The organism is Azospirillum lipoferum, assembly GCF_024170005.1.
GTDB classification, from domain to species: domain Bacteria; phylum Pseudomonadota; class Alphaproteobacteria; order Azospirillales; family Azospirillaceae; genus Azospirillum; species Azospirillum lipoferum.
In genome coordinates, this window is record NZ_JALJXJ010000001.1 from 284,172 (window position 1) to 307,556 (window position 23,385).

Sequence of the window (23,385 nt, forward strand, 5' to 3'; positions counted from 1 at the left end):
TGCCCACTTCATCGGACGGAGTGTAAGCGGTGCGGTACGTCAGCACGCGGGGCGCGGCCCCGGTCTTGGGTTTCGAGGACGTCCTTCTTGCCGGGCTGGCGCGCGACGGTGGTCTCTATGTGCCGGAGACCTGGCCGCAATTCACGGCCGACGACATCCGCGCCCTGCGCGGTCTGCCCTACAGCGAGATCGCTGTCCGGGTGATGCTGCCCTTCCTGGGGGGCTCGATCGCCGAGGACGAATTCCGCGCCATCGTCCGTGACGCCTATGCCAGCTTCGACCATGCCGCGGTGACCCCGCTGGTGCAGGTCGACCCGACCACATGGGTGCTGGAGCTGTTCCACGGTCCGACGCTGGCTTTCAAGGACGTGGCGCTGCAACTGCTCGGCCGCCTGTTCGACCATGTGCTGGCCAAGCGCGGGCAGCGGGTGACCATCGTCGGCGCCACCTCCGGCGACACCGGTTCGGCCGCCATCGAGGCCTGCCGCGACCGCCAGAACGTCGACATCTTCATCCTGCACCCCAAGGGCCGCACGTCCGAGGTGCAGCGCCGGCAGATGACCAGCGTGCTGTCGTCCAACGTCCACAACATCGCGCTGGACGGTACCTTCGACGATTGCCAGGACCTCGTGAAGGCGATGTTCAACGACGGCGCCTTCCGCGACCGGATGGGGCTGTCGGCGGTGAACTCGATCAACTGGGCGCGCATCATGGCCCAGATCGTCTATTACTTCACCGCCGCGGTGGCGCTGGGCGCGCCGGACCGCAAGCTCGCCTTCACCGTGCCGACCGGCAATTTCGGCAACGTCTATGCCGCCTACGGCGCCCGCGCCATGGGGCTGCCGGTGGAGACGCTGGTGGTGGGGTCCAACAGCAACGACATCCTGGCGCGCTTTTTCGCCAGTGGGAGCATGGTCGCGGCGCCCGTCGTGCCTACCTTGTCTCCCAGCATGGACATCCAGATCTCCTCCAACTTCGAACGGCTGCTGTTCGACCTGCTCGACCGCGACGGCACCGCGGTGACTGAGGCGCTGAACCGCTTCCGCACCGAGGGCAAATTCGCGGTGACCGACGCGCAGCTCGCCCGCGCGCTCGCCATCTTCTCCGGCCACCGGGTGGACGAGGCCGCCACCATGGCGACCATCGCCGACGTGTGGAAGGGCAGCCTCTATCTGCTCGACCCGCACACGGCAGTCGGCATCGGAGCGGCCAAGGCCGCTGTCGCGGCCGGCCGGGTCGATGCGACCGTTCCCATGGTGGTTCTCGCCACCGCCCATCCCGCCAAATTCCCCGACGCGGTGGAGAAGGCGACCGGCCGCCGGCCGGATCTGCCGCCGCGTCTGTCCGATCTTTATGTGCGCGAGGAGCGCCTGTCCGACCTGCCGAACGATCTGGCGGCGGTCCAGGACTTCGTCACCAAGCGCGCCCGCGCCGCCCAGGAGGCCGCATGAGTTCCATTCGTGTGACGACGTTGCCCAACGGGCTTCGCGTCGCGACCGACACCATGCCCGACGTGCAGTCCGTTTCGCTCGGCTGCTGGGTCGGGGTTGGTACCCGCAACGAGGCGGCGAGCGTCAACGGCGTCGCCCACCTCGTCGAGCATATGCTGTTCAAGGGCACCCGGCGCCGCTCGGCCTTCCGCATCTCCGAGGAGATCGAGAATGTCGGTGGCCAGCTGAACGCCTACACCACCCGCGAGCAGACGGCCTATTACGCCAAGGTCCTGCACGAGGATGCGCCGCTGGCGCTCGACATCCTCTCCGACATGATCCAGCACTCCACGCTGGACGCCGAGGAACTGGTGCGCGAACGCACGGTGGTGCTTCAGGAGATCGGCCAGAGTGCCGACACGCCCGACGACATCATCTTCGACCATTTCCAGTCCACCGCCTATCCGGGGCAGGCCATCGGCCGTCCGGTGCTGGGCTCCGCCGAGATCGTCGGCGCCCTGCCGCGCGAGGCGCTGGTCGACTACATCGCCGGCCATTATGGCGCCCCCGGCATGGTGCTGAGCGCCGCCGGCCGGATCGAGCATGACCGTATGGTCGATCTCGCATTCAAGGCCTTCGGCGATCTGCCGAGTGGGCCCCCGCCCAAGCCGGAGCCGGCCCGCTATACCGGCGGTGACTTCCGCGAGGACCGCGACCTGGAGCAGATGCACCTCGTGCTCGGCTTCGACGGGGTAGGGGTGCACGACCCGGACTTCTACGCCCATTCGGTGCTCTCCACCCTGCTCGGTGGTGGCATGTCGTCCCGCCTGTTCCAGGAGGTGCGGGAGAAGCGCGGGCTGGTCTATTCCATCTACACCTTCACCGGCGGCTACCATGACGGCGGGCTGTTCGGCGTCTATGCCGGCACCGGCGAGGACGAGGTGGCGGAACTGGTCCCCGTCGTCTGCGACGAGATCGCCAAGGTCGGCGCCGATGTCACCGAGGACGAGGTCGCCCGCGCCCGCGCCCAGTTGAAGGCCGGGACGCTGATGGCGCTGGAAAGCACCATGTCGCGTTGCGAGCAGTTGGGGCAGCAGATCCTGATCTACGACCGCCCGGTCCCGGTCGAGGAGATCGTGGCGAAGATCGACGGCGTCGACCGCGATGCCGTGGTCAAAGCCGCCAGTCGCCTGCGCGCCAGCCGCCCAACCGTCGCTGCTCTCGGTCCCATTGCCAAGCTGGAAAGCTACGACCGCATCGCGGAGCGTCTCGCCTGACGATGAAGACGGTGGCGGCTACCCCTCTCCCCCCACGCTTATCCCTCTCTCCCCCCCGGGGAGAGGGGCGGGGTGAGGGGGGGGCACTTCGTGGATCATCCGGCCAGCGGATCCCCCTCACCCTCCTCTCCCCGGGGGGGAGAGGGAATTGGGAAGCGGGAGAGGGGCTGCCACCATGATCCGCCTCCTCGGCAGCGGCCTCATCAGCCCACCTGCGATCCGGCTCGACGGGCCGCACTGCTATATCCGGCCACCGCTTCCGCGCGACTGGCGGGAGTGGGCCGACCTCCGCGCCGCGTCACGCGCCTTCCTGACCCCGTGGGAACCCACTTGGCCGGCCGATGCCCTGACCCGGACGGCCTTTGCCCGGCGGCTGCGGCGGCAGGCACAGGAGTGGCGGGACGATCTCGGCTACAGCTTCCTGATCTTCGACCGGGCGACCGACGCCCTGGTCGGCGGCCTCGGCCTGACCAACATCCGCCGCGGCGTGGCACAGATGGGCACGCTCGGCTACTGGGCCGGCCAGCCTTACGCCCGCAATGGCTATGTGTCGGGCGGTACCCGGCTGTCTCTTGAGTTCGCCTTCAACCAGCTTGGCCTGCATCGGGTCGAAGCCGCCTGCCTGCCCACCAACCTGCCGAGCCGTGGGCTGCTGGAAAAAGTCGGCTTCACCCACGAAGGCTACGCCCGCGGCTACCTGCGCATCGATGGCGCGTGGCGCGACCACGTCCTCTACGCCATCCTGCGGGAGGAGTGGAAGGGCTGAGCGCGCGGGCCGTTACCGCTGGTCCAGCTTGATCTCGATCCGGCGGTTCTTCGCCAGCGCTTCGTCGGAGGTACCAGGGTCGATGGGCTGGAACTCGCCGAAGGCGGCGGCAGCCAGCCGCTCTGCCGGAATGCCCTGATCGATCAGGAACTTGACCACCGACAGCGCGCGGGCAGAGGACAGTTCCCAGTTGGAGGCGAACTGGAAGCGCACCGGCTTGATGTCGGTATGGCCATCCACCCGCAAAACCCAGTTGATGTCGGAGGGGATCGCCTTGCCGATCTCGATCAGGGTGCGGGCGAGATCGGCCAAGCGCTGCTTGCCGGCATCCTCCAGCGTTGCCGAACCGGAGGGGAACAGCAGCTCCGACTGGAAGACGAAACGGTCGCCGACGATCCGCACGTCCGGCCGGCTGCCCAGAGCCTCGCGGACGCGGCCGAAGAACTCCGACTTGTAGCGGGCGAGGTCCTGGACCTTGGCGGCGAGCGCCTGATTCAATCGGGCGCCAAGCTCGGCGATCTGCACCTTCTGCTCGGCCGACGCCTTCTCTGACACCTCCAGTGCAGCCCCGATGCGGGCTAGTTGGTCGCGGAGCGCCAGGAGTTGCTGGTTCAGCAGATCGATCTGCTGCTTGCTCTTGGTTCCCTCCGCCTGCTCGCCGGTCAGGGAGGCCATCAGGTCGCGGATGCGCAGGTCGCGCTGCTCCAGATCCTTCTGCGCCTGGGTGCGGCTGTCGGCCAGCTGCGACTCCAGCCCCTTCAGGCGGATGTCGCGCTTATCGATCTCCTTCTGCGCCAGCATGGTCTTCTCGGCGGCCGACGCCAGTTCGGTTTCCAACGATTTGGCGCGGTCGCGGGTGGCGCCGAGTTCGGCCAGCAGGGCTTGACGCTGCTGCTCGGTCAGCTTGGTGGCGGCGACCGCCGCGGCCAGCTCGCCCTCCAGCGTCTGCCGGGCGTCGCGCAGTGCCTTGATATCGGCCTGGAGGCTGAGGATTTCCTTCAGCTTCAGCTCCAAAGACTCGCGATCGACGCGGACGTTTCGTTGAAGTTCTTCCAGCGTGCGGGTGGTGCGGTCGCGGTCCTCCTGAAGCTGGCTCAGCTTCAAAGTCATGTCGTCGCGTGCGGTGACGGAGGTCTGAAGCTCGGTCGACAGCTGGGTGATGTTGACGCGCAGGTCGGCGTTGGCATCGCGCTCCATCGCCAGGAGGTCGTTCATCTCCGCGATCTTGTGGTTCAGCGCAGTCAGCTGCTCGTCACGGCCAGTCAGGGCGGTGGCGAGGTAGAACTGCGCCACGACGAAGACCATCAGCAGGAAGATGACGACCATTACCAGCGAGGACAGGGCGTCGACCCAGCCGGGCCAGGCGCTGGCGTCGCGGTGGCCGTTGCGGCGGCTGATGCTGGCCATGGGGGCTCCCGGCGTTGGCCTTAGGTGTTAGCGCGGCTGCTGTTGGTCGGCTTCTTCGGCGAGTGCCGCGATGGTGCGGGCCAGCAGCTTGATCTCGCTACGGATTTCCTGCACCGCCTGGACCCGGCCGTTGGAGGACTCCTCGACGATGCGGGCGAGGTAGATGTCCATGTTGCGCAGGTGCTGGCGCGAGGCGTCGTCGAAGCCGGCGCCGGAATTCTCCGCCAGCCGGTCGAGCAGTCCCTTCACCTCCAGCTGGTTCTCGCCGAGACGCAGGAGAAGCTGCTGTTCGGCCCGCATATGGTCGGTCAGGCTCGACAGCCGCTCGGTCAGCGCCATCAGGTTGGCGTTGGCGGCACGCCGGCCCTCCTCGGCGGTGGCGACGGTGCGCTGGAGCGAGTCGAGGTTCTCGGCGGTCTGCTCCAGCAGGGCGGTCAGATAGGCGGAGGCGGCATGGTCGCCCGACTCGAGCCCGCCGGCGGCACCGCTCGATAGACGGGTGGCGCTGGACAGCCAGTCCTCAAGATCCTGGAAGAAGCGGTTGTGCGCCTGGCTGGCCTGGAGTTCGAGGAAGCCCAGCACCAGCGATCCGGCCAGACCGAACAGCGAGGAGGAGAAGGCGGTGCCCATGCCGACCAGCGGTGCTTCCAGCCCCTGTTGCAGGTGGGAGAACATGGTGCCGACGTCGCCGCCCTGCACCGACAGGCTGCCGATGACGCCGCCGACCGACTGCACCGTGTGCAGCAGGCCCCAGAAGGTGCCGAGCAGGCCGAGGAAGATCAACAGGCCGATCAGATAGCGCGACAGTTCCCGCGATTCGTCGAGACGCGAGGCGATGCCGTCCAGCAGGGAACGCATCGACAGCGCCGACAAGGTCAGCCGGCCGCGCCGCTCGCCCAGCATGCGGGCCATCGGTGCCAGTAGCACCGGCTCCTGCAAGGAGGCGGGGGCGACACCGCTCTGGTACTGCTCCAGCCACGCCACTTCGGGACGGAGCATCAGAACCTGACGAAAGATGAAGGCGATGCCGGCCAGCAACGTCGCCAGGATGACCCCGTTCAGCGGCGCGTTGTTGAGGAAGGCCGAGCGCAGGGCGGGGAACAGCAGGCCGGTCACCGCGCCGACCACGACCAGGAACAGGATCATCCGGGTCAGGAACCGCTCCGGGCGTGTCATGAGGGCGGATACCTCCAGCGGTCGGGTCGTCGGGATTATGGCGGTCATGATGCTCCGAAGGGTGTTCCGATCAGACCTCGCGCACGGGGTGGGCGCTATTCATTCAGAAAGACGACGTCGATGCGGTCAGGAACCCCACCGCCCTCATCCAGGCCCAGCGCACGCACATCGACGCGCGTGCTGCGGATCCCGAAGGCGGTCAGCCGCTCCCGCAATGCCAGCGCCCGGGCCAGCGCCCGCTGCCGCGCTTCGCGCGCCGTGTCGGGCGTGCCGCTGGCGTAGGAGCGAAGCTGGAGCCTCGCGGTATCGCTGGCGCGCAGGCGCTCGACAATCCGGTCGACCTCGGCGTCCGCCGCATCCGGCAGATTGGTGGCGTCGGCCGGGAACACAAGGCTCAAAACGCTCGAAGGTGGCAGGTTAGCCGCAGGGGGTGCCGCCTCCGGTGGAGGGGGTAGCGCCGCCGTGTCGGTCCGAGGCGCAGCCGGAACCGGAGCGGAAGGCGCCGGTTGGGCAATGGGCTGCTGCGGCTGGACCGGAGTCGCGGTTGGATTCTGGGCCGGCTGGTTGCGGGCGGTGGTGGTGGAGCGGGGCACCGGCTGGGCAGGGCCCTCGGTCAGTGCGGGCGGTGGCGGTGCTTCCAGCGGCTGCGGCAGGTTCAGGCGCGGCGGCGCCTTGACCGGTGGCGGGGTGCGCAGGCTGGGACGCGGTGGGACCGTCAGGGGAACTGCGTTCTCCAGCGTCAGTCCGGCCGGGGAACCGGCGGCGCTGTTGGCCGGGGCAGCCGCCGACAGGGCAGCCGGAGAGAGCGTCCAGACCGCGCACAGCGCGGCGGCGGCAAGGTGCTTGCGGTCGGCGTGTCCCCAGCGGCGCAAAACGATGTGTCCCGTTAAACCTTTGTCCCGCAAACCATAGCCTATCGATCGCTCCAGCCACAACCGCTCATCCGCCGTCCCCATTCGGGAGGCGACGGAGGAGCGGCAGGAACGTCAGCCTTTGGCGCCCTTTAGCAGGCGGGCGACCGGGACCTGGAGGTGGCTGTTGGCGGCGAGCACGTTGCCGGTGAAGACCGGGTTGCGCCCACCCTCGATCTCGCCGACGAAACCGCCGGCCTCGGTGACCATCAGTACGCCGGCCGCGCAGTCCCAGGGGGCCAGGCCGCGTTCCCAATAGGCGTCGAATCGGCCGGCGGCGGTGTAGGCGAGGTCGAGCGAGGCGGCGCCGAAGCGGCGGATGCCCGCGACCTCCTTCATCACCGCTTCCTGTTCCTTCAGGAAGGTGGCGTGATCGCCACGGCCCTTGAAGGGAATGCCGGTGGCGATGACGCAATCCTCCAGCCGGCGGCGTTCGGACACGCGCAGGCGGGTGTGGTTGACGAAGGCGCCGGCGCCCTTCTCGGCCCAGAACAGCTGGTCGCCGATGGGGGCGTAGATCACGCCGGCGACGATCTCGCCGTTGCGCTCGGCGCCGATGGAGATCGCCCAATGCGGCAGGCCGTGCAGGAAATTGGTGGTGCCGTCGAGCGGATCGACGATCCAGCGCGCCTCGGCATCGCTGCCCTTGGATGCGCCGCTCTCCTCCATCAGGAAGCCGAATTCGGGCCGCGCCTTCTGCAGTTCCTCGCGCAGGGTGCGTTCAGCCTTCAGATCGGCGGCGGACACGAAGTCCGCCGGCCCCTTGCGCGATACCTGGAGGTGTTCGACCTCGCCGAAGTCGCGGACGAGACCCCGGGCGGCCTTTTCGGCGGCGCGGACCATGACGTTGATGAGAGCGGAGCGGGTGGCCATGGGTGTGGGTGTACCGTTTCGTGCAGCAGGAACCAGAAAACAATACACCGGCCTCCGCGCGTGGCGAAGACCGGTGATGGCAGGACGGACCTGGGAAGGATCAGTCCTTCGCGCGCTCGACGTATTCGCCGGTGGCGGTATCGACGACGACGCGGGTCCCGGCCTCGATGTGCGGCGGAACCAGGATCGACACGCCGTTCTCCAGCTTGGCCGGCTTGTAGGAGGAAGAAGCCGTCTGGCCCTTCACCACCGGGTCGGATTCGGTGATCAGCAACGTGACCTTGCCGGGGATCTCGACGCCCAGCGGCGAGCCTTCATGGCTCTGCACAGTGACTTCCATGCCGTCCTGGAGGAAGACGGCCGGGTCGCCGATGATGTCGCGCGGGATGGCGACCTGCTCGAACGTTTCCTTGTCCATGAAGGTGAAGCTGTCACCTTCGGCGAAGAGGAAGGTCATCTCATGCTCGTCCAGGCGAGCGCGCTCAACGGTCTCCTGGGTGCGGAACCGCTCGATCGACTTGGTGCCGGTGCGAACGTCCTTCATTTCCAGCTGGATGAAGGCGCCGCCCTTGCCAGGCTGCACGATGGCGGTTTTGGTGATGACCCAGAGCTTTCCGTTGTGCTCCAGCACATGGCCGGGGCGCATCGTGTTGGCATTGACCTTCATGGCTTACTCGTGAATTCCAGAATACGGGCGGCGCGGACCCTACCAGCTTGACCGCCCATAGGCAACGGCGCGGAACGGTACCGACGTGCGATCCGGCCGATTGACGGGCGATTCTTCGCCGGACCGGCCCGCGCAGTTTAGAATGGCTCCAGCAAGGAGACGTTTGGAACGTTTGAAACGCTTTTTCCGACCCTGTTCACTGTTCCATTCGTCCCGTCGGCGCGGCTCGGCGGCGATGGCCCCGAGTTTACCACGGGTGGCCGCTGTGACCAATGCCAAGCCGGCTTGAGTACACCGGCCGTGGGTGCTCTGATGCATCCGCACCCCTTTCGACCGTCCATCAAGAGCGCACACCTCATGTCCGCCCCCATCCGCTCCGCAGAGCTTCCCCCCTGGCATCCCGAGGCGCTGGCCCGTCGCCGGCCCTATCTGGCGGCGCGTGGCCGGGTGCTGAACGCCGTCCGCCGGGTGTTCGAAGACCTCGCCTTCATCGAGGTCGACACGCCGGCCCTTCAGGTGTCGCCGGGGATGGAGCCGCACCTCCAGGCTTTCGCCACCGAACTGCGGGGGCCGCATCCGGACGACCGCCGGCCGCTCTACCTGCACACCAGCCCGGAATTCGCCATGAAGAAGCTGCTGGTCGCGGGCCTGCCGCGGCTGTGGCAACTGGCGCATGTCTACCGCAACGGTGAACGGTCGGGGACTCATGCTCCCGAATTCTCGATGCTGGAATGGTATCGGGCGGGGGAGGGCTATCGCACGCTGATCGACGACTGCCGGGAACTGCTGTGCGCCGGGGCCGAGGCCGGCGGGCGGCGGAGCTTCAGCTTCCGCGGCATGACCTGCGATCCCTTCGCGCCGTGGCGGGTGCTGACCGTGCCGGACGCCTTTCGGGAGTATGCCGGCATCGACCTGATGGCGACCTATGACGGCAGCCATGATCCCGACCCGGCGGCCCTGGCGGCGGAGGCGGCGCGCATCGGCATCACCCCCCATCATGGCGATCGTTGGGAGGACATCGTCTTCCGCATCATGTTCGACCGGATCGAGCCGCATCTGGGCGAGGGCGTGCCCTGTGTGCTGACCGACTATCCGCTGTGCATGGCGGCGCTGTCGCGGCCGAAGCCGGAGGACCCGCGGCTGGCGGAGCGGTTCGAGCTGTATGCCTGCGGGCTGGAACTGGCGAACGCCTTCGGCGAACTGACCGACCCGGCGGTGCAGCGCGCCCGCTTCGAGGCGGACATGGCGCTGAAGGAACGGCTCTATGGCGAGCGCTTTCCGGTGGATGAGGATTTCCTGGCGGCGCTGGAGCATGGCATGCCGCAGAGCAGCGGCATCGCCATGGGATTCGACCGGCTGGCGATGCTGTGCGGCGGGGCCGAGAGCATCGAACAGGTGCTGTGGCTGCCGGTCGCGGGGGTTTGAGGGGAATGTACTGCGTGCCTTCCGGGGCCTCGCCATGCGTCCCCCTCACCCTAACCCTCTCCCCGCTTTCGGCGGACCGGAGGTCCGCCTGTCGCGTCAGCGCAAACGGAGTTTGCGCGTGAGCCGGGGGAGAGGGGATTGTTAGGCGTGAGAGAGGGCAGGTCACATCAGAACGTAAACTTCGCTTGCAGGCCGATCAGGTCGATGCTGCTCTTGTAGTCGACGTTCAGGTTGCCGCGGCCGGCTTCGGGGCCGGTCAGGTCGTCGGTGAGGGCGACCGAGGTCTTCGGGATGAAGACGTGCGAGTAGGCCGCGTCGATGCGCAGGCTGTCGGTGACCTGATAGCCGGCACCGGCCGACAGCCAGTAGCGATTCTGTTCCGGAATGCGGGGCGTGCGGTATTCGACGTCGACCGAGCCCTTGTCGAAGGCGACGCCGGCGCGCAGCGTCAGCTTGTCGGTCACCTTGTAGGAGGTGCCGAGCGCGTAATACCAAGTGTCCTTCCAGTGCTCCTCCGTCACGGAGTTGAGCGCCGGGTTGGCGACATTGACCCGCAGCTCGCGGAAGCGCGACCAGTTGGTCCACTGCACGTCCGCCATCACCGCCCAGCGGTCGGTGACCTCATGGTACAGGCCGATGGAGGCGACGTCCGGCGTGGTCAGGTCGGCGTTGATGCTCTGGCTGGGCAGGGCGCCGGCGAGCGAGGCCGGCAGGCCGGTGAAGGAGATGGTGCCGGTCAACGTGTGCTTCACCGCCGAGCGGTAGGAGAGGCCGACGCGGGTGCCCTTCACCGGTTCGATCAGGGCGCCGAGCGTGAAGCCCCAGCCCCAGTCGTCGCCGGTCATGTCGCTCTTGACGTCGAGAGAGCCGGGGCGGCCGAGGCGGCTGGCGCCGAAGTCGGAAGCCTGGGACAGCTTGGCCTTCGCATACTGGATCTGGACGCCGCCGCCCAGCGTGATCATCGGGTTGATGCGGTAGGACACCGACGGCGAGAAATTGTAGGTGCGCAGGTCGGAGCGGATGCCGTGATAGCGGCCGATCCAGCTGTCGCCATAGTCGGTGACCAGACCCCAGGGGCCATTGGCCGACAGGCCGACCTTCAGGTCGTCATTGATCGAATAGACGAAATAGCCGGCCGGCACGATGGCGTCCTGGGCAATGTCGCCGGGCGCGGCATTGCCGCTGATCGACGTGCCGCCCAGCCGCCGGGCGCGGGTGGCGCTGGCGCCGTCGACCTTCGACTTCACGATGACGCCGGTGGCGGTCTGGACCGCTTCGATCCCGGTCACCAGCCCCATGGTGGCCGGATTGTAGAACATCGAACTGGCGTCGCCGTTGCCGCCGGCGGTCACACCGGCATAGGCGGTGCCCTGGGCGGATACGCTCTGCTCCTTCAACGCAAAACCGGCGGCGAAGGCCGTGGAGGCGGTCGCGATCGGCGCGGTCACCGCGATGGCGGCGGCGGCGGTCAGCAGGTGTGTCTTGAGCGTCGTCGGAGACATTCGTTCCTTCCCCAAATTGTGTTGTTGACGCAATGATACACGAACTGACGCTTACGTAAAGGGGCGCCCGCCACATTTTGTTGGCCGTACGGACAGCTTTGCGGAGCCTGTTACAAATCGGGAGGAAGGAAAGCGAGCGCGCACAGACCACATCCCCGGCCGAAGGGGTTGCTTCGGCCGGGGATGCGGTCTGTGGCAGAATGTCGCAGGAGATAAGCGGGAGGAGGGGCGGCGAACGCCGCCCGTCAGGCGATCCAGGCGGTTGCGGCGGTGAACAGCGCGCGCAGGATGTTGTGCTCGTCGGTCCAGACCAGCTTGGCGGTGATGACGATGGAGGCAACGACCAGCATCGGGCGCACGACCCGGGCGCCGTTGCGGATCACCATATGGGCGCCGGCCTGGGCGCCGATATACTGTGCGACACCCATCAGGAGGCCGACCGTCCACAGCACATGGCCGCCGGCGATGAAGAACAGCAGCGACGCCAGGTTGCTGGTCAGATTCAGCACCTTGGTGTGGGCGGTCGCCTTGCGCAGGTTGTAGCCGAGCAGGGAAACGAAGGCGATGGCGAAGAAGGTGCCGGTGCCCGGTCCGAAGAAGCCGTCATAGAAGCCGATGCCGGTGCCGACACTCAGCGCGAAGGCGTGCTCGCCGATGCGCTGATGGGCGTCGACATCACCGGCCTTGGGCGACAGCAGCAGATAAAGGGCGATACCGATCAGCAGGATCGGGATGACGTCGCGCAGGAAGCTGGGGTCGAGCATCTGCACCAGCGTCGCCCCGGCCCCGGCGCCGACGAAGGTGCAGAGAATCATGGTGCGCATCGCGCCGGGATGCACCTCGCCCCGGCGGACGAACTTGATGGTGGCGGACAGCGACCCGAAGCTGGATTGCAATTTGCCAGTTGCCAGCGCCTCGGCCGGGGACAAGCCGGCGGCCAGCAGGGCCGGGATGGTCAGCAGACCGCCACCGCCGGCGATCGAATCGACGAAGCCGGCCAGCAGGCCGACGGCGAACAGGATGCCCAGCGACTCGGGCGTCAGAAGGTCCATGATCTGTGGGAAATCCGCGTAGGTGTACCGCCGGCGGAGCCGGCGTATCCGTAAATCGGCGGAGCCGGCATACTATGATTCGCCGGAACCTGCATGCTGTGATTCAGCATGGCCGGTACACCCACGTCCGGCCGGTCTCTCGCTGTCAGCCGGCCGAACCGGCGAGGGCGGCCCCGATGGCAGCGTTCAGCGCCCGGACGCCGGCGCCCGGACCCTGGGGGTGGCCCCAGACGGCATTGACCACGGCCAGGAAATCGGCGCCGGCGGTGACCAGCGGCGCGCAGTTTTCGGCGGTGATGCCGCCGATGGCGACGCAGGGAACCTCCATCAGCTCCGACCACCAGCTCAGCAGCTCCGGCTCTGCCTTGTATTCGGCCGTCTTGGTGGTGGTGGGGAAGAAGGCGCCGAACGCGACATAGTCCGCCCCCTCCTCGCCGGCGATCATGGCGAGATGGCGGCTGTCGTGGCAGGTGACGCCGACGATGGCGTCGTTGCCGAGGATCTTGCGGGCGTCGCGATAGGGGGTATCGGTCTGGCCGACATGGACGCCGTCGCAGCCGGCCTCGCGCGCCAGGCGCGGATGGTCGTTCAGGATGAAGGCGACGTCACGCTCCTGCGCGATCGGTCGCAGGACATCGCAGGCGCGGCGGATGTCGTCCTCGGGGCAGTCCTTGAGGCGGAGCTGCACGCAGGCGACGTCGCCCGCATCCAGCGCTTCCGCCAGAAGCGGCGCGAACGCCGCCGGCTCCAGGGCCGGCGGCGTCACGAGGTACAGTCGGCAGGCAGGTTCCGCCTGCGTCGGCTTTCCCTTGGCCAAGTGTTACTCCCGGCCCTGGTAGATCTTCATGATCCGGTCGAGCAGCTTGAGGGCATCCTCGCGCGGGCGCTGGAAGGCGTTGCGGCCGATGATCGAGCCGTTGCCGCCGCCGTCACGGATGGCGCGGGCGTCCTCGAACACCGCGTCCTCGCCCTTGGTGGCGCCGCCGGAGAAGACCACGATGCGGCGGCCGTTGAAGGTGCACTGCATGATGTGCTTCACCCGCTCCGCCTGGGTGGCGATCGGGATGTTCTTCGACTCGTAGATCTTCTTGGCTTCCGGCTGCTCCAGCGTGGCCGACGGCAGCTTCACCTTGATGATGTGGGCGCCCAGCAGAGCGGCCATGTGGGCGGCATAGCCGATCACGTCGATCGCCAGCTCACCGTCCTTGGTGACGGCGCCGCCGCGCGGGTAGGACCACAGAACGGTGGCGAGGCCGTAGGACTTGGCTTCCTTCGACAGCTCGCGGAACTCCTCGTACTGGTTGTACATGGAGTCGGAGCCGGGATAGATGGTGAAGCCGATGGCCGAGCAGCCGAGGCGCAGAGCGTCCTGGACCGAGGCGGTGACGGCCTGGTCGGCGTTTTCCTTCTGGGTGGACAGCGAGTTGGCGCTGTTCATCTTCAGGATCAGCGGGATCGAACCGGCGAAGGTGCCGGCGCCGGCTTCCAGCGAGCCCAGGGGAGCGGCGTAGGCGTTGCAGCCCGCGTCGATGGCCAGCTGGTAATGGTAGTGCGGGTCATAGCCCGGCTCGTTCGGTCCGAAGCTGCGGGCCGGACCATGCTCGAAGCCCTGGTCGACCGGCAGGATCACCAGCTTGCCCGTACCGCCGAGCTTGCCTTCCATCAGGATGCGGGCGAGGTTCGCCTTGGTGCCGGGATTGTCGCTCTCGTAGTTGGCGAGAATGTCTTTGACGCGGCGCGTGAGCTTCATTGTGGCTCTTCCCCTGGGGCATTCTTGGAAATGGCGCCGTCTTAGCCCGGATCGGCCCGCTTTGCAACGGCGGGAGGGGCATAAAGCGGCCATTTGCCACGCCTGAACGGCCTAGGGCCTGCGGCCGGGGACGGCCCGGGCGGGTGGTCGCGCCCCATCCCAAAGGGTTAGGGCAGAAGAGAACCGACCAGCGTGTAGAGCCCGTAGCCGGCGCCGCCGAGAACAGCCCAGGACCCCGCGGTCAGCCCGACCCAGACGGCGATCAGCCGCAGGCCGCGCATCTTCTCCGGCCCGGGTGCCGGTCTGTGACCCATCCGTTCGGAGTGGCGGCCGCCGGTGGCCTGCCCCGGACGGTCAGATTGCGCGATCGTCCGGTCCGGCGTGGTGAGGGAGGTGATGCTCATGGGTGGCTCGTCCGGCATCGGGGGGAGGGCAGCGTGTCACAAAAATATCCTTAGGTGACGTTACACCACCTTTGCGCGGAGAGGCTGTGCGAAAAAGCGGTAGTCCGGGTCTAACCTTCGGACCGTATCAACCAAGCACGGCATAGCGCCTCCAGCCGTTCCGGATGGGTGCCGCCCCGGCTTTCGGCGGCGAGGTCCAGCCGTGGCGGGCAGGCCGTCAGCAGGGTGGCGCCGTGGGCTTTGGCGATGGCCGACAGACGGATCGCCGCCTCCGGGTGGCCGGTGAACAGCAAGGCCGGCACGCCGGCCGCCAGCGCGCCCTGTGCCTCCCCCGCGCGGTTGCCGCAATCGAGCAGGCCGGTCAGGTCGAGTGCGGGGTGGGACCGGCGCACCCGCTCCAGCACGCCGAGCAGCCACAGCGCGCCGGCCGCCGGTGGCGCCATCAGGGCGAGGTCCACCCCGGCCGATTCGGCCGCCTGCGCCGCAGCCAGTGCGTCGGCGAGGCTGCGGATCAGGATGGGGCGGGCCGGAATCGGAAGGGCGGATGGCGGAGCGGTCATGGTCGGAGTCGGCGGAGGGGCGGAGGTGGGCATCGTAGCCGGGCGCGCCGTGTGGCTCCACCCCGCAACCGGTTGAGAGAATTGAGGCAGGTCAAACCCTGCGATCGCGGTCCCGGAGTATGGTCAGTCACAGAGGGCGGAAGCCGGAGCGCCGGTGCCCGTTTCATTGGAATACCTCCTCCGGGAATGCCGCGATGATGGATTACAAGGGTTACAAGGCCCAGATCGACTTCGACAACGACGCGGGCGTCTTTGTCGGCGAGGTGATCAACACTCACGACGGCATCACCTTTTCCGGTCGCTCTGTGGACGAGTTGCGGGAGTCTTTCCGGCGGGCGGTGGACGATTACCTCGACCTGTCCTGCGACATGGGGGGCGACGGCGAACAGCCCTTTTCCGGACGGCTCGCCATCCGCATCAACCCGATCCTGCACCGCGCCGTCGCCGATTGCGCCGCACGGGAGGGTAAGAGCGTGTCGGCCTGGATCGCCGAATGTCTGGGTCGCGCCGCCGGCGTCGCCAACGTCAAGACGGGGTGAGGATTCGCAAAATGCGATGCTGATTGCGTATGTCGCGTGAGCCGATTGGCAGAATGGCGAGCAGTTTTTCCGCCAAACGTTTTACCTCTTCCGTTGGTGCTACACCCATAACTGGCATCGTCCTTGCTCAAAGCCCCTCGAACGATTTAGGGGGATGCCTCATGAGCGGACCTAAGATGACTTTGCGGGCGAAGCTGTGGGCACTCGTGGCGCTGGCCGGCGCCGTGTCCATCGCGATTGCCGCCGCCGCCCTTTGGCTCGACCAACGCAACATGCTGGAGGAGCGGAAGGAGACCTTGCGCTCCGTCGTGCATACCGCCCATGGACTGGCTACCGGATATGAGGCTGAGGTCAAGGCTGGACGCCTGACGCGCGAGCAGGCGTTCGAGCGCTTAAAGGCCAACCTCAACACCATGTTCTACAACGGCAAGGATTATCTGTTCGTCATCAACATGAGCTACCAGACGGTCGTGCATCCGGTCCGGCCAGAGTCGATCGGCAAGGACATGCGGGACCAGAAGGATGCCAACGGGGTCTACTTCTCGCGGGAACTGGTCGATACCGCCCGGACCAAGGGGGATGGCTTCGTCGAGTACATGTATCCCAAGCCGAACACGGAAGTGCCGCTGCCGAAGCTGAGCTACGTGAAGATGTTCGAGCCGTGGCAACTCGCCATCGGCACCGGTGTCTACATCGACGACCTGGGCGCCCGCTTCGCCCACAACATGTGGACCATGGCTGCCATCGTCGGCGGGTTGGCCCTGCCGGTGGTGGCGTTGATCGCGCTGGTCGGCAACTCGATCAGCCGGCGCATCCGCCGCCTGTCCGATGCGATGCGGGCACTCGCCGACGGCAACCTGTCCGCCACTGTCCCCGAGACCGAGAGCGGCGACGAATTGGGCGACATGGGCCGCGCGGTCCAGGTGTTCCGAGTCAATGCCGAGACCAGCCGCCGGCTCGAGGCGGAGCAGGCGGAAGCCAACCGGCGGGCGGAGGCGGAAAAACGGCAGTCGATGGACCGGCTGGCCGCACGCTTCGAAGGGACAGTCGGCGGCATGATCCGCTCCGTCTCCACCACCACCGACGCGCTGGGACAGAAGGTGCGGGCGATGTCGCACGCGGCCGAGCAGACCAGCCAGCTGGCCGGCATCGTGGCGAGCGCCAGCGACGGTACCGCCGCAAACGTGCAGACCGTCGCCGCCGCGTCGGAGCAGCTGTCCAGCTCCATCGTCGAGATCGGCCGGCAGGTGTCGGAAGCCAGCCGTGTCGCCGGCGAGGCGGTCGGCATGGCGCAGGAGGCCACCGGCCGCATCGGCAGCCTCGCCGAGGCGGTGAATCGGATCGGCACGGTGGTCGGGCTGATCAACTCCATCGCCGGCCAAACCAATCTGCTGGCGCTGAACGCGACCATTGAGGCGGCGCGCGCCGGGGAGGCCGGCAAGGGCTTTGCTGTCGTCGCCAGCGAGGTGAAGGCGCTGGCGAACCAGACGGCCAAGGCGACCGACGAGATCGGCGGCCAGATGAGCGGCATCCAGACGGTGACCGGTCAGGCGGTGACGGAAATCCAGAAGGTGGCGGCCGTCATCGAGCGGCTGAGCGCCATTGCCACGGCGATTTCCGCCGCCGTCGAACAGCAGAACGCCGCCACCGCGGAGATCACCCGCTCGGTCCAGCAGGCCTCCGCCGGCACCGGCGAGGTGTCGTCCAGCATCTCCGGCGTCACTGCGGCGTCCGACGAGAGCGGCCGCACCGCCCGCGAACTGGTCGAGGCGCTCGGCAAGCTGACCAGTGAAGCGGCTGGGCTGAATGCGCAGGTCGGCGACTTCCTGGCGACGGTGCGGGCAGCCTGAGGGTCTGATCTGAGCGTCTGATCGCTCCAAACGAAAAGGGCGCCTTCCTTGCGGAAGGCGCCCTTTTTCTGCCGAAGCGAAGCTTACTTGGCGTTTGCCATGGCGACGGCGGTGTCGCTCATGCGGTTGGAGAAGCCCCACTCGTTATCGTACCAGGTCATGATGCGGACGAAGTTGCCGTCGATGACCTTGGTCTCGTTCAGCGCGAAGATCGAGCTGTGCGGATCATGGTTGAAGTCGGTCGACACCAGATCCTCGGTGTAGGCGGCCAGCACGCCCTTCAGGGCGCCGTTGGCGGCGTCGGAGATCGCCTTGGTGATCTCCTCGACCGAAGTGGCGCGCTTGGCGGTGAACTTGAAGTCGACGACCGACACGTTCGGGGTCGGAACGCGCATGGCGGTGCCGTCCAGCTTGCCCTTCAGCTCCGGCAGGACCTTGCCGACGGCCTTGGCCGCACCGGTCGAGGTCGGGATCATGTTCAGGGCCGCCGCGCGGGCGCGGTGCAGGTCCTTGTGGTTGGTGTCGACGATCCGCTGGTCACCCGTGTAGGAGTGGATCGTGGTCATGAAGCCCTTCTCGATGCCGACGAGGTTGTTCAGCACGAAGGCGACCGGGGCCAGGCAGTTGGTGGTGCAGGAGGCGTTGGAAACGATCTTGTGCTCGGCGGTCAGCTTGTCGTGGTTGACGCCGTAGACGACGGTGATGTCCTCGTCGGTGGCCGGAGCCGAGATCAGCACCTTCTGCGCACCGGCTTCCAGATGCTTGGCGGCGTCGGCGCGCTTGGTGAAGATGCCCGAGCATTCCATGGCGATCTCGACGCCGAGATCCTTCCACGGCAGCTTGGCCGGGTCACGTTCCTGCACGACCTTGATGGAGTGGCCGTTGACGATCAGGACGCCGTCACCCGTCTCGATGGTGCCGGGGAAGCGGCCGTGGACGCTGTCGTACTTCAGCAGGTGCGCGTTGGCCTTCAGATCGGCGAGGTCGTTGATCGCCACGACCTCCACGTCCTTGCGGCCGCTCTCGTAGATGGCGCGCAGAACCAGACGGCCGATGCGGCCAAAACCGTTGATCGCTACCCGTACAGCCATGACTTCCTCCAGTTGGATATGGGGCGCCCGGAATAGGCTGGACGCCCCTTCGGCTTCTCTCAGAGACGCGCCTTAACGGCGTCCACGACCGCTTCGGCGGTGATGCCGAAGTGCTTGTACAGTTCCTGGTAGGGGGCGGATTCGCCGAAGCCGGCCATGCCGACGAAGGCACCCTTGTCGCCCAGCCAGCGGTCCCAGCCCAGACGGATCGCCGCCTCGACGCCGACGCGCACGCCGGTGCCCAGCACCGATGCCTTGTAGGCGTCGTCCTGGCGCTCGAACAGTTCCCAACTCGGCATAGACACAACGGCGGTGCCGATGCCCTGGGCCTGCAGGGCCTTGCGGGCTTCCATCGCCAGCGACACTTCCGAACCGGTGGCGAGGATGGTCGCCTTGCGCGCGCCCTCGGCCTCGGCCAGGACGTAGGCGCCGCGGGCCGACAGGTTCTCCGCGGTGTGCTCGGTGCGCAGCGTCGGCACGTTCTGGCGAGTCAGCGCCAGCACCGACGGGCTGCCGGTGGCCTCCAGCGCGATCTGCCAGCATTCGGCGGTCTCGACCGCGTCGGCCGGGCGCAGCACCAGCAGGTTGGGGATGGCGCGCAGGGCCGCCAGATGCTCGACCGGCTGGTGGGTCGGGCCGTCTTCGCCGAGGCCGATCGAGTCGTGGGTCATCACGAACACGGTGCGCTGCTTCATCAGCGCGGCCAGACGGATGGCCGGACGGCAATAGTCGGCGAACTGCATGAAGGTGCCGCCGTAGGGGATGATGCCGCCATGCAGCGTCATGCCGTTCATCAGCGTCGCCATGCCGTGCTCGCGCACGCCGTAGCGGACGTAACGGCCGGCGAACTCGCCCTTGCCCTTCACGTCGGCGGTGTTCTTGACCTTGGTGTTGTTCGACGGGGTCAGGTCGGCGGAGCCGCCGACCATCTCCGGGATCGCCGGGACCAGCACCTCCAGCGTGTTGCCGGAGGCGACGCGGGTCGCCCAGCTCGGCTTCTCGGCGCTGATCTTCTGCTTGAAGGCGACGATGGTGTCGGTCAGCGCGGAGGGCACGCCGTGGCTGAACGCCTCGTCGAAAGCCCTGCCGGCCTCGGCGCTCAGGGTGGCGCGGCGGCTGCTCCAGGCGGAGTAGGCGTCGACGCTGCGGGTCCCGGCGGCGCGCCAGGCGGACAGCACCTCGTCGGGAACGACGAAGGGCTCATGGGTCCAGCCGATGGCGGTCCGGGTCGCGGCGATCTCGTCGGCGCCCAGCGGCGAGCCGTGGCAGGCGTGGCTGTTGGCCTTGTTCGGGGCACCCTTGCCGATGATGGTGCGGCAGGCGATCAGCGTCGGCTTGTCGGTGGAGGTGCGGGCCTGGGCGATGGCTTTCGACACGGCGTCGGTGTCGTGGCCGTCGACGGCGATGGTGTTCCAGCCGTAGGAGCGGAAACGCGCCTGGGTGTCGTCGGTGAAGCTTAGGTCGGTCGTGCCGTCGATGGAGATGTGGTTGTCGTCCCACAGCACGATCAGGCGGTTCAGCCCGAGATGGCCGGCCAGCGAGCAGGCCTCGTGGCTGACGCCCTCCATCAGGTCGCCGTCAGAGGCAATGACGTAGGTGTAGTGGTCGATCAGCTCATCGCCGAAGCGGGCGTTGGTGATCCGCTCCGCCAGCGCCATGCCGACCGCGGTGGAGACGCCCTGGCCGAGCGGGCCGGTGGTCATCTCGATGCCCAGGCTGGGGTCGACTTCCGGGTGGCCGGGGGTCAGGCTGTGCAGTTGGCGGAAGCGCTTGATCTCGTCGATGGTCATGCGCTCGTAGCCGGTCAGGTAGGCCAGCGAGTAGAGCAGCATCGAGCCATGGCCGGCCGACAGCACGAAGCGGTCGCGGTCGGGCCAGCTCGGGTTCTTCGGATCGAACTTCAGGAACTGGGTGAACAGCACCGTGGCGACGTCGGCCATGCCCATCGGCATGCCGGGGTGGCCGGACTTCGCGGCCTCGACCGCGTCCATGGAGAGCGCGCGGATCGCGCTGGCCATCGTGTGGAGGGAGGGCTGGGCGGAGTCAGCGGGCATCTGGCGTTTCCTGCGGAGTCGGGCGCGGTTGCGGCGTCGGCAACGATCGTTGCGCGGTCACCTTAATAAGGCGCCGCGAAACGGGCGCACCATGCAGAACCGCTGTCCGCAGGTCAACATGGGAATGGGGTAGGAAATGGTATGGCAGTGGCCCCTCTTCCGTGTGGGATGCATCCCGCTCGAGACCGCCACCGGACTGGCGTGTTCGCTGCGGCCTTCCGTCACGCCCCTGTCTTCCGTATGGTCAATCAGTGGAAGAGTCCGTCGTTGTGGTTGACGAGGTCGGCGTACCGGCCCAACTCTAGACGCTTGGAACGGCAGCGGCTTGGCTTGGCGGACAGCCGGGGCGGGACCGATGCCCGGTGAACATGACGTGCCCACAGGTCGAGGTAGACGTCCATGGATTCCCTGAAAGCCGCTCTCGACCGTCTCGGCCGTGCCGTGGACCGGCTGGAACATGCCGCGATCGCCCGTGACGAACGGGTGGTCCGGCGCGAGCAGGACTTGTCGCAGGCCCTGGAAACCGCGCGGGCGGACCGGGCGACAGCCCAGGCCACCGCCGAGGCGGTGTCGCAGCGGCTGGAGGTCGCCATCGCCCGACTGCAACAAGTGCTGGAGAGCTGACGCCATGGCCCAGGTCGATATCGAGGTGAACGGCCGCTTCTATCGCATGCTGTGCGAGGACGGGCAGGAGTCGCGGCTGCGGGAGCTGGCGGCTTACGTCGATGACCGGCTGCGCCGGCTGACCGGCGGCGGGCGCAGCGGGTCGGAGGCGCAGATGATGCTGATGACCTGTCTGGTGCTGGCCGACGAGCTGCAGGACGTGATGGCCGGCAAGGGCATCGCCCCCTCGGTGGACGAGGGCGCGGTGGTCGGTGAACTCGATCGTGTCGCAAAACGCATCGAAGAGGTTGCCGCGCGGCTCGAGCGCGCCTAGATTGGTACACGGAAGGACCGCTGCCTGGTTCGACAGGCTGCAATAATCCCCAGGGCCGATAACCTTGATCTCTAGGGAGCTGTCCCTGTCCGGCCCATCGGGCCGGGTACACGGCGCCCACCTGCTCATGCAGGCCATGGAGGATAGGCACATGGCCACCGGCCGAGGCGGCACCTTCCACCCTTTTCTTTCCCCCGCATGCAGTCCGCGATGACCGATCCGCAAGGCAAGGACGCCGCCCGACGCGAGGCGCGCGTCCGGCGCGACGCCATCGCCGACTCCGACCGCCCCACCGCATCGGCCGCCGTGCGCGACCGCATCGCCGAACTGGCGCGCGACGGCCACCTGCCGCGTGGTGCCGCCGGGGGATATTGGCCGCTCGGCTCGGAACTCGACGCGCGGCCAGCTTTGCTCCATCTTAAACAGCTTGGTCATCCGGTCGGTCTGCCGGTGTCGGGGCCGCGCGGCACGGCGCTGGTGTTCCGTGACTGGGACCCGCAGGCGCCGATGGCGGCCGGCCGCTACGGCATCCAGGAGCCGCCGGAGGGCCGCGCGGTCCTGCTGCCGTCGCTGCTGCTGGTGCCGTTGCTGGCCTTCGACCGCTCCGGCCACCGGCTGGGCTATGGCGCCGGCTATTACGATCGGACGCTGGACGCCTTGCGCGACAGTGGTGCCGTGGTTGCGGTAGGCGTGGCCTTCGCCGTGCAGGAGATACCGGCGGTGCCGGTGGACGGCCATGACGAGCGGCTGGACTGGATCGTGACGGAGCGCGAGACGCTCCGCATTCGTAAGTGAGCTTTGTGTTTGACGATCGGATTAACGCTTCAAATCGATGCCGATTTTACGCGATCCGATCTTATCGGGAAGGTTGGGGCGATGCGGATTCTGTTCTTCGGCGATGTGGTGGGCCGGGCCGGGCGCGAGGCGGTGCTGGCGCACATGCCGATGCTGCGCGAGAAGCTGGACCCCGACCTGACCGTGGTGAATGGCGAGAATTCCGCCGGCGGCTATGGCGTCACGGTCAAGATCGCCGAGGAGTTCTTCGAGGCTGGCATCGATGTGGTGACGCTGGGCAACCACACCTGGGATCAGAAGGAACTGGTTTCGACCATCGAACAGCAGCCGCGCATCATCCGCCCGCTGAACTACCCGGAGGGCACCCCCGGCCGTGGTTTCGTCCTGTTGCAGGCGCGTGGAGGGCGCAAGGTTCTGGTCGTCAACGTGCTGCTTCGCCTGTTCATGGAGCCGATGGACGATCCGTTCGCCGCGGTCGACCGGGTGCTGAAGGCGCATCGCCTCGGGCCGGGAGGCGTCGATGCCGTTCTGGTCGACATGCATGGTGAGGCGACCAGTGAGAAGATGATCATGGGCCATTTCTGCGACGGTCGCGCCTCGCTGGTGGTGGGCACCCACAGCCATGTGCCGACCGCCGACCACATGGTCCTGCCGAAGGGGACAGCGTACCAGTCGGACGCCGGCATGTGCGGCGATTACGACAGCGCCATCGGCATGAAGAAGGAGGTGGCGCTGGCCAAGATGGTGCGCAAGCTGCCGACCGAGCGGCTGTCGCCGGCGGAAGGCGAGGGCACCGTCTGCGGCTGCTATGTCGAAACCGACGACCGCACCGGGCTGGCGGTCCGCATCGAACCGTTGCGCATCGGTGGGCGGCTGAGCCAGACCTTGCCGGAACGGATGCAGTAGGGCGGTCACAAGA

Annotated in this window: 23 protein-coding genes and 1 other RNA gene; 11 read left to right on the plus strand and 13 right to left on the minus strand. The window is 67.5% G+C overall.

Going from position 1 to position 23,385, the window contains the following annotated elements; translation table 11 throughout:
• The first annotated feature begins 29 nt into the window (after positions 1–29).
• The 3 genes from thrC to J2848_RS01385 all read left to right on the plus strand — a co-directional run bounded on the left by thrC (position 30) and on the right by J2848_RS01385 (position 3,473).
• Positions 30–1,451 (plus strand): threonine synthase, encoded by a 1,422-nt coding sequence (thrC, locus tag J2848_RS01375; protein WP_149230680.1) that lies wholly within the window; start codon positions 30–32, stop codon positions 1,449–1,451.
• Entirely contained in the window at positions 1,448–2,707 is a 1,260-nt protein-coding gene (locus J2848_RS01380; protein ID WP_149230681.1) for a M16 family metallopeptidase, read from the plus strand. Before thrC ends, J2848_RS01380 begins: the two co-directional genes overlap by 4 nt.
• Before the next feature lie 175 nt (positions 2,708–2,882).
• Positions 2,883–3,473: a GNAT family N-acetyltransferase gene (locus J2848_RS01385; RefSeq protein WP_149230682.1), complete on the plus strand. Its 591-nt coding sequence runs from the start codon at positions 2,883–2,885 to the stop codon at positions 3,471–3,473.
• A 12-nt stretch (positions 3,474–3,485) separates the two neighbouring features.
• On the opposite strand, the gene J2848_RS01390 is transcribed toward J2848_RS01385, so the two are convergent.
• From J2848_RS01390 to efp, 5 genes are all read right to left on the minus strand, one after another.
• Positions 3,486–4,880: a peptidoglycan -binding protein gene (locus J2848_RS01390; protein ID WP_149230683.1), complete on the minus strand. Its 1,395-nt coding sequence runs from the start codon at positions 4,878–4,880 to the stop codon at positions 3,486–3,488.
• Positions 4,881–4,907: 27 nt separating this feature from the next.
• Entirely contained in the window at positions 4,908–6,104 is a 1,197-nt protein-coding gene (locus tag J2848_RS01395) for a DNA repair protein RecN (protein WP_149230684.1), read from the minus strand.
• Between the two features lie 47 nt (positions 6,105–6,151).
• Positions 6,152–6,928 (minus strand): OmpA family protein, encoded by a 777-nt coding sequence (locus tag J2848_RS01400; RefSeq protein WP_149230685.1) that lies wholly within the window; start codon positions 6,926–6,928, stop codon positions 6,152–6,154.
• A 114-nt stretch (positions 6,929–7,042) separates the two neighbouring features.
• Positions 7,043–7,840, minus strand: a complete 798-nt coding sequence (locus J2848_RS01405; RefSeq protein ID WP_149230686.1) for an inositol monophosphatase family protein — start codon at positions 7,838–7,840, stop codon at positions 7,043–7,045.
• Positions 7,841–7,940: 100 nt separating this feature from the next.
• Entirely contained in the window at positions 7,941–8,507 is a 567-nt protein-coding gene (gene efp, locus J2848_RS01410) for an elongation factor P (protein WP_085088764.1), read from the minus strand.
• A gap of 357 nt (positions 8,508–8,864) precedes the next feature.
• On the opposite strand from efp, the gene epmA reads away from it, so the two are divergent.
• Complete coding sequence (gene epmA / locus J2848_RS01415; RefSeq protein WP_170306996.1) at positions 8,865–9,932, plus strand: EF-P lysine aminoacylase EpmA; 1,068 nt, start codon at positions 8,865–8,867, stop codon at positions 9,930–9,932.
• 167 nt (positions 9,933–10,099) lie between these two features.
• Here epmA and J2848_RS01420 read toward each other — a convergent pair whose 3' ends face one another.
• The 6 genes from J2848_RS01420 to J2848_RS01445 form a co-directional block, all read right to left on the minus strand.
• Positions 10,100–11,434 (minus strand): OmpP1/FadL family transporter, encoded by a 1,335-nt coding sequence (locus tag J2848_RS01420; RefSeq protein WP_149230688.1) that lies wholly within the window; start codon positions 11,432–11,434, stop codon positions 10,100–10,102.
• A 245-nt stretch (positions 11,435–11,679) separates the two neighbouring features.
• Positions 11,680–12,486, minus strand: coding sequence for a TSUP family transporter (locus tag J2848_RS01425; protein WP_149230689.1), 807 nt, complete (start codon positions 12,484–12,486; stop codon positions 11,680–11,682).
• A gap of 145 nt (positions 12,487–12,631) precedes the next feature.
• Positions 12,632–13,303 carry a thiamine phosphate synthase gene (gene thiE, locus J2848_RS01430; protein ID WP_149230690.1) on the minus strand — a complete coding sequence of 224 codons (672 nt, stop codon included), beginning with the start codon at positions 13,301–13,303 and terminating at the stop codon, positions 12,632–12,634.
• Positions 13,304–13,306: 3 nt separating this feature from the next.
• Positions 13,307–14,236: a class I fructose-bisphosphate aldolase gene (locus J2848_RS01435; RefSeq protein ID WP_109444211.1), complete on the minus strand. Its 930-nt coding sequence runs from the start codon at positions 14,234–14,236 to the stop codon at positions 13,307–13,309.
• A 167-nt stretch (positions 14,237–14,403) separates the two neighbouring features.
• Complete coding sequence (locus tag J2848_RS01440; protein WP_246193761.1) at positions 14,404–14,640, minus strand: hypothetical protein; 237 nt, start codon at positions 14,638–14,640, stop codon at positions 14,404–14,406.
• 110 nt (positions 14,641–14,750) lie between these two features.
• A complete protein-coding gene (locus tag J2848_RS01445) occupies positions 14,751–15,200 on the minus strand; it encodes a hypothetical protein (RefSeq protein WP_149230692.1) in 450 nt (149 codons plus the stop codon).
• A 194-nt stretch (positions 15,201–15,394) separates the two neighbouring features.
• Here J2848_RS01445 and J2848_RS01450 point away from each other — a divergent pair, with 194 nt between their 5' ends.
• Entirely contained in the window at positions 15,395–15,739 is a 345-nt protein-coding gene (locus J2848_RS01450; protein WP_149230693.1) for a type II toxin-antitoxin system HicB family antitoxin, read from the plus strand.
• Positions 15,740–15,900: 161 nt separating this feature from the next.
• Positions 15,901–17,589: a methyl-accepting chemotaxis protein gene (locus tag J2848_RS01455; RefSeq protein ID WP_149230694.1), complete on the plus strand. Its 1,689-nt coding sequence runs from the start codon at positions 15,901–15,903 to the stop codon at positions 17,587–17,589.
• 83 nt (positions 17,590–17,672) lie between these two features.
• Here the strand turns inward: J2848_RS01455 and gap are convergent, their stop codons facing one another.
• Both gap and tkt read right to left on the minus strand, forming a co-directional pair.
• On the minus strand, positions 17,673–18,680 hold the full coding sequence (gap, locus tag J2848_RS01460) for a type I glyceraldehyde-3-phosphate dehydrogenase (RefSeq protein WP_149230695.1): 1,008 nt from the start codon (positions 18,678–18,680) through the stop codon (positions 17,673–17,675).
• Positions 18,681–18,739: 59 nt separating this feature from the next.
• On the minus strand, positions 18,740–20,734 hold the full coding sequence (gene tkt, locus J2848_RS01465; RefSeq protein ID WP_149230696.1) for a transketolase: 1,995 nt from the start codon (positions 20,732–20,734) through the stop codon (positions 18,740–18,742).
• Between the two features lie 399 nt (positions 20,735–21,133).
• On the opposite strand from tkt, the gene J2848_RS01470 reads away from it, so the two are divergent.
• The 5 genes from J2848_RS01470 to J2848_RS01490 all read left to right on the plus strand — a co-directional run bounded on the left by J2848_RS01470 (position 21,134) and on the right by J2848_RS01490 (position 23,372).
• On the plus strand, positions 21,134–21,358 hold the full coding sequence (locus J2848_RS01470) for a hypothetical protein (protein WP_149230697.1): 225 nt from the start codon (positions 21,134–21,136) through the stop codon (positions 21,356–21,358).
• 4 nt (positions 21,359–21,362) lie between these two features.
• Positions 21,363–21,671 carry a cell division protein ZapA gene (locus J2848_RS01475; RefSeq protein WP_149230698.1) on the plus strand — a complete coding sequence of 103 codons (309 nt, stop codon included), beginning with the start codon at positions 21,363–21,365 and terminating at the stop codon, positions 21,669–21,671.
• 14 nt (positions 21,672–21,685) lie between these two features.
• Positions 21,686–21,849: non-coding RNA, 6S RNA (ssrS, locus tag J2848_RS01480), on the plus strand.
• A 32-nt stretch (positions 21,850–21,881) separates the two neighbouring features.
• Positions 21,882–22,466: a 5-formyltetrahydrofolate cyclo-ligase gene (locus J2848_RS01485; protein ID WP_149230699.1), complete on the plus strand. Its 585-nt coding sequence runs from the start codon at positions 21,882–21,884 to the stop codon at positions 22,464–22,466.
• 81 nt (positions 22,467–22,547) lie between these two features.
• Positions 22,548–23,372, plus strand: a complete 825-nt coding sequence (locus J2848_RS01490) for a TIGR00282 family metallophosphoesterase (protein ID WP_149230700.1) — start codon at positions 22,548–22,550, stop codon at positions 23,370–23,372.
• The last annotated feature ends 13 nt before the right edge of the window (positions 23,373–23,385 follow it).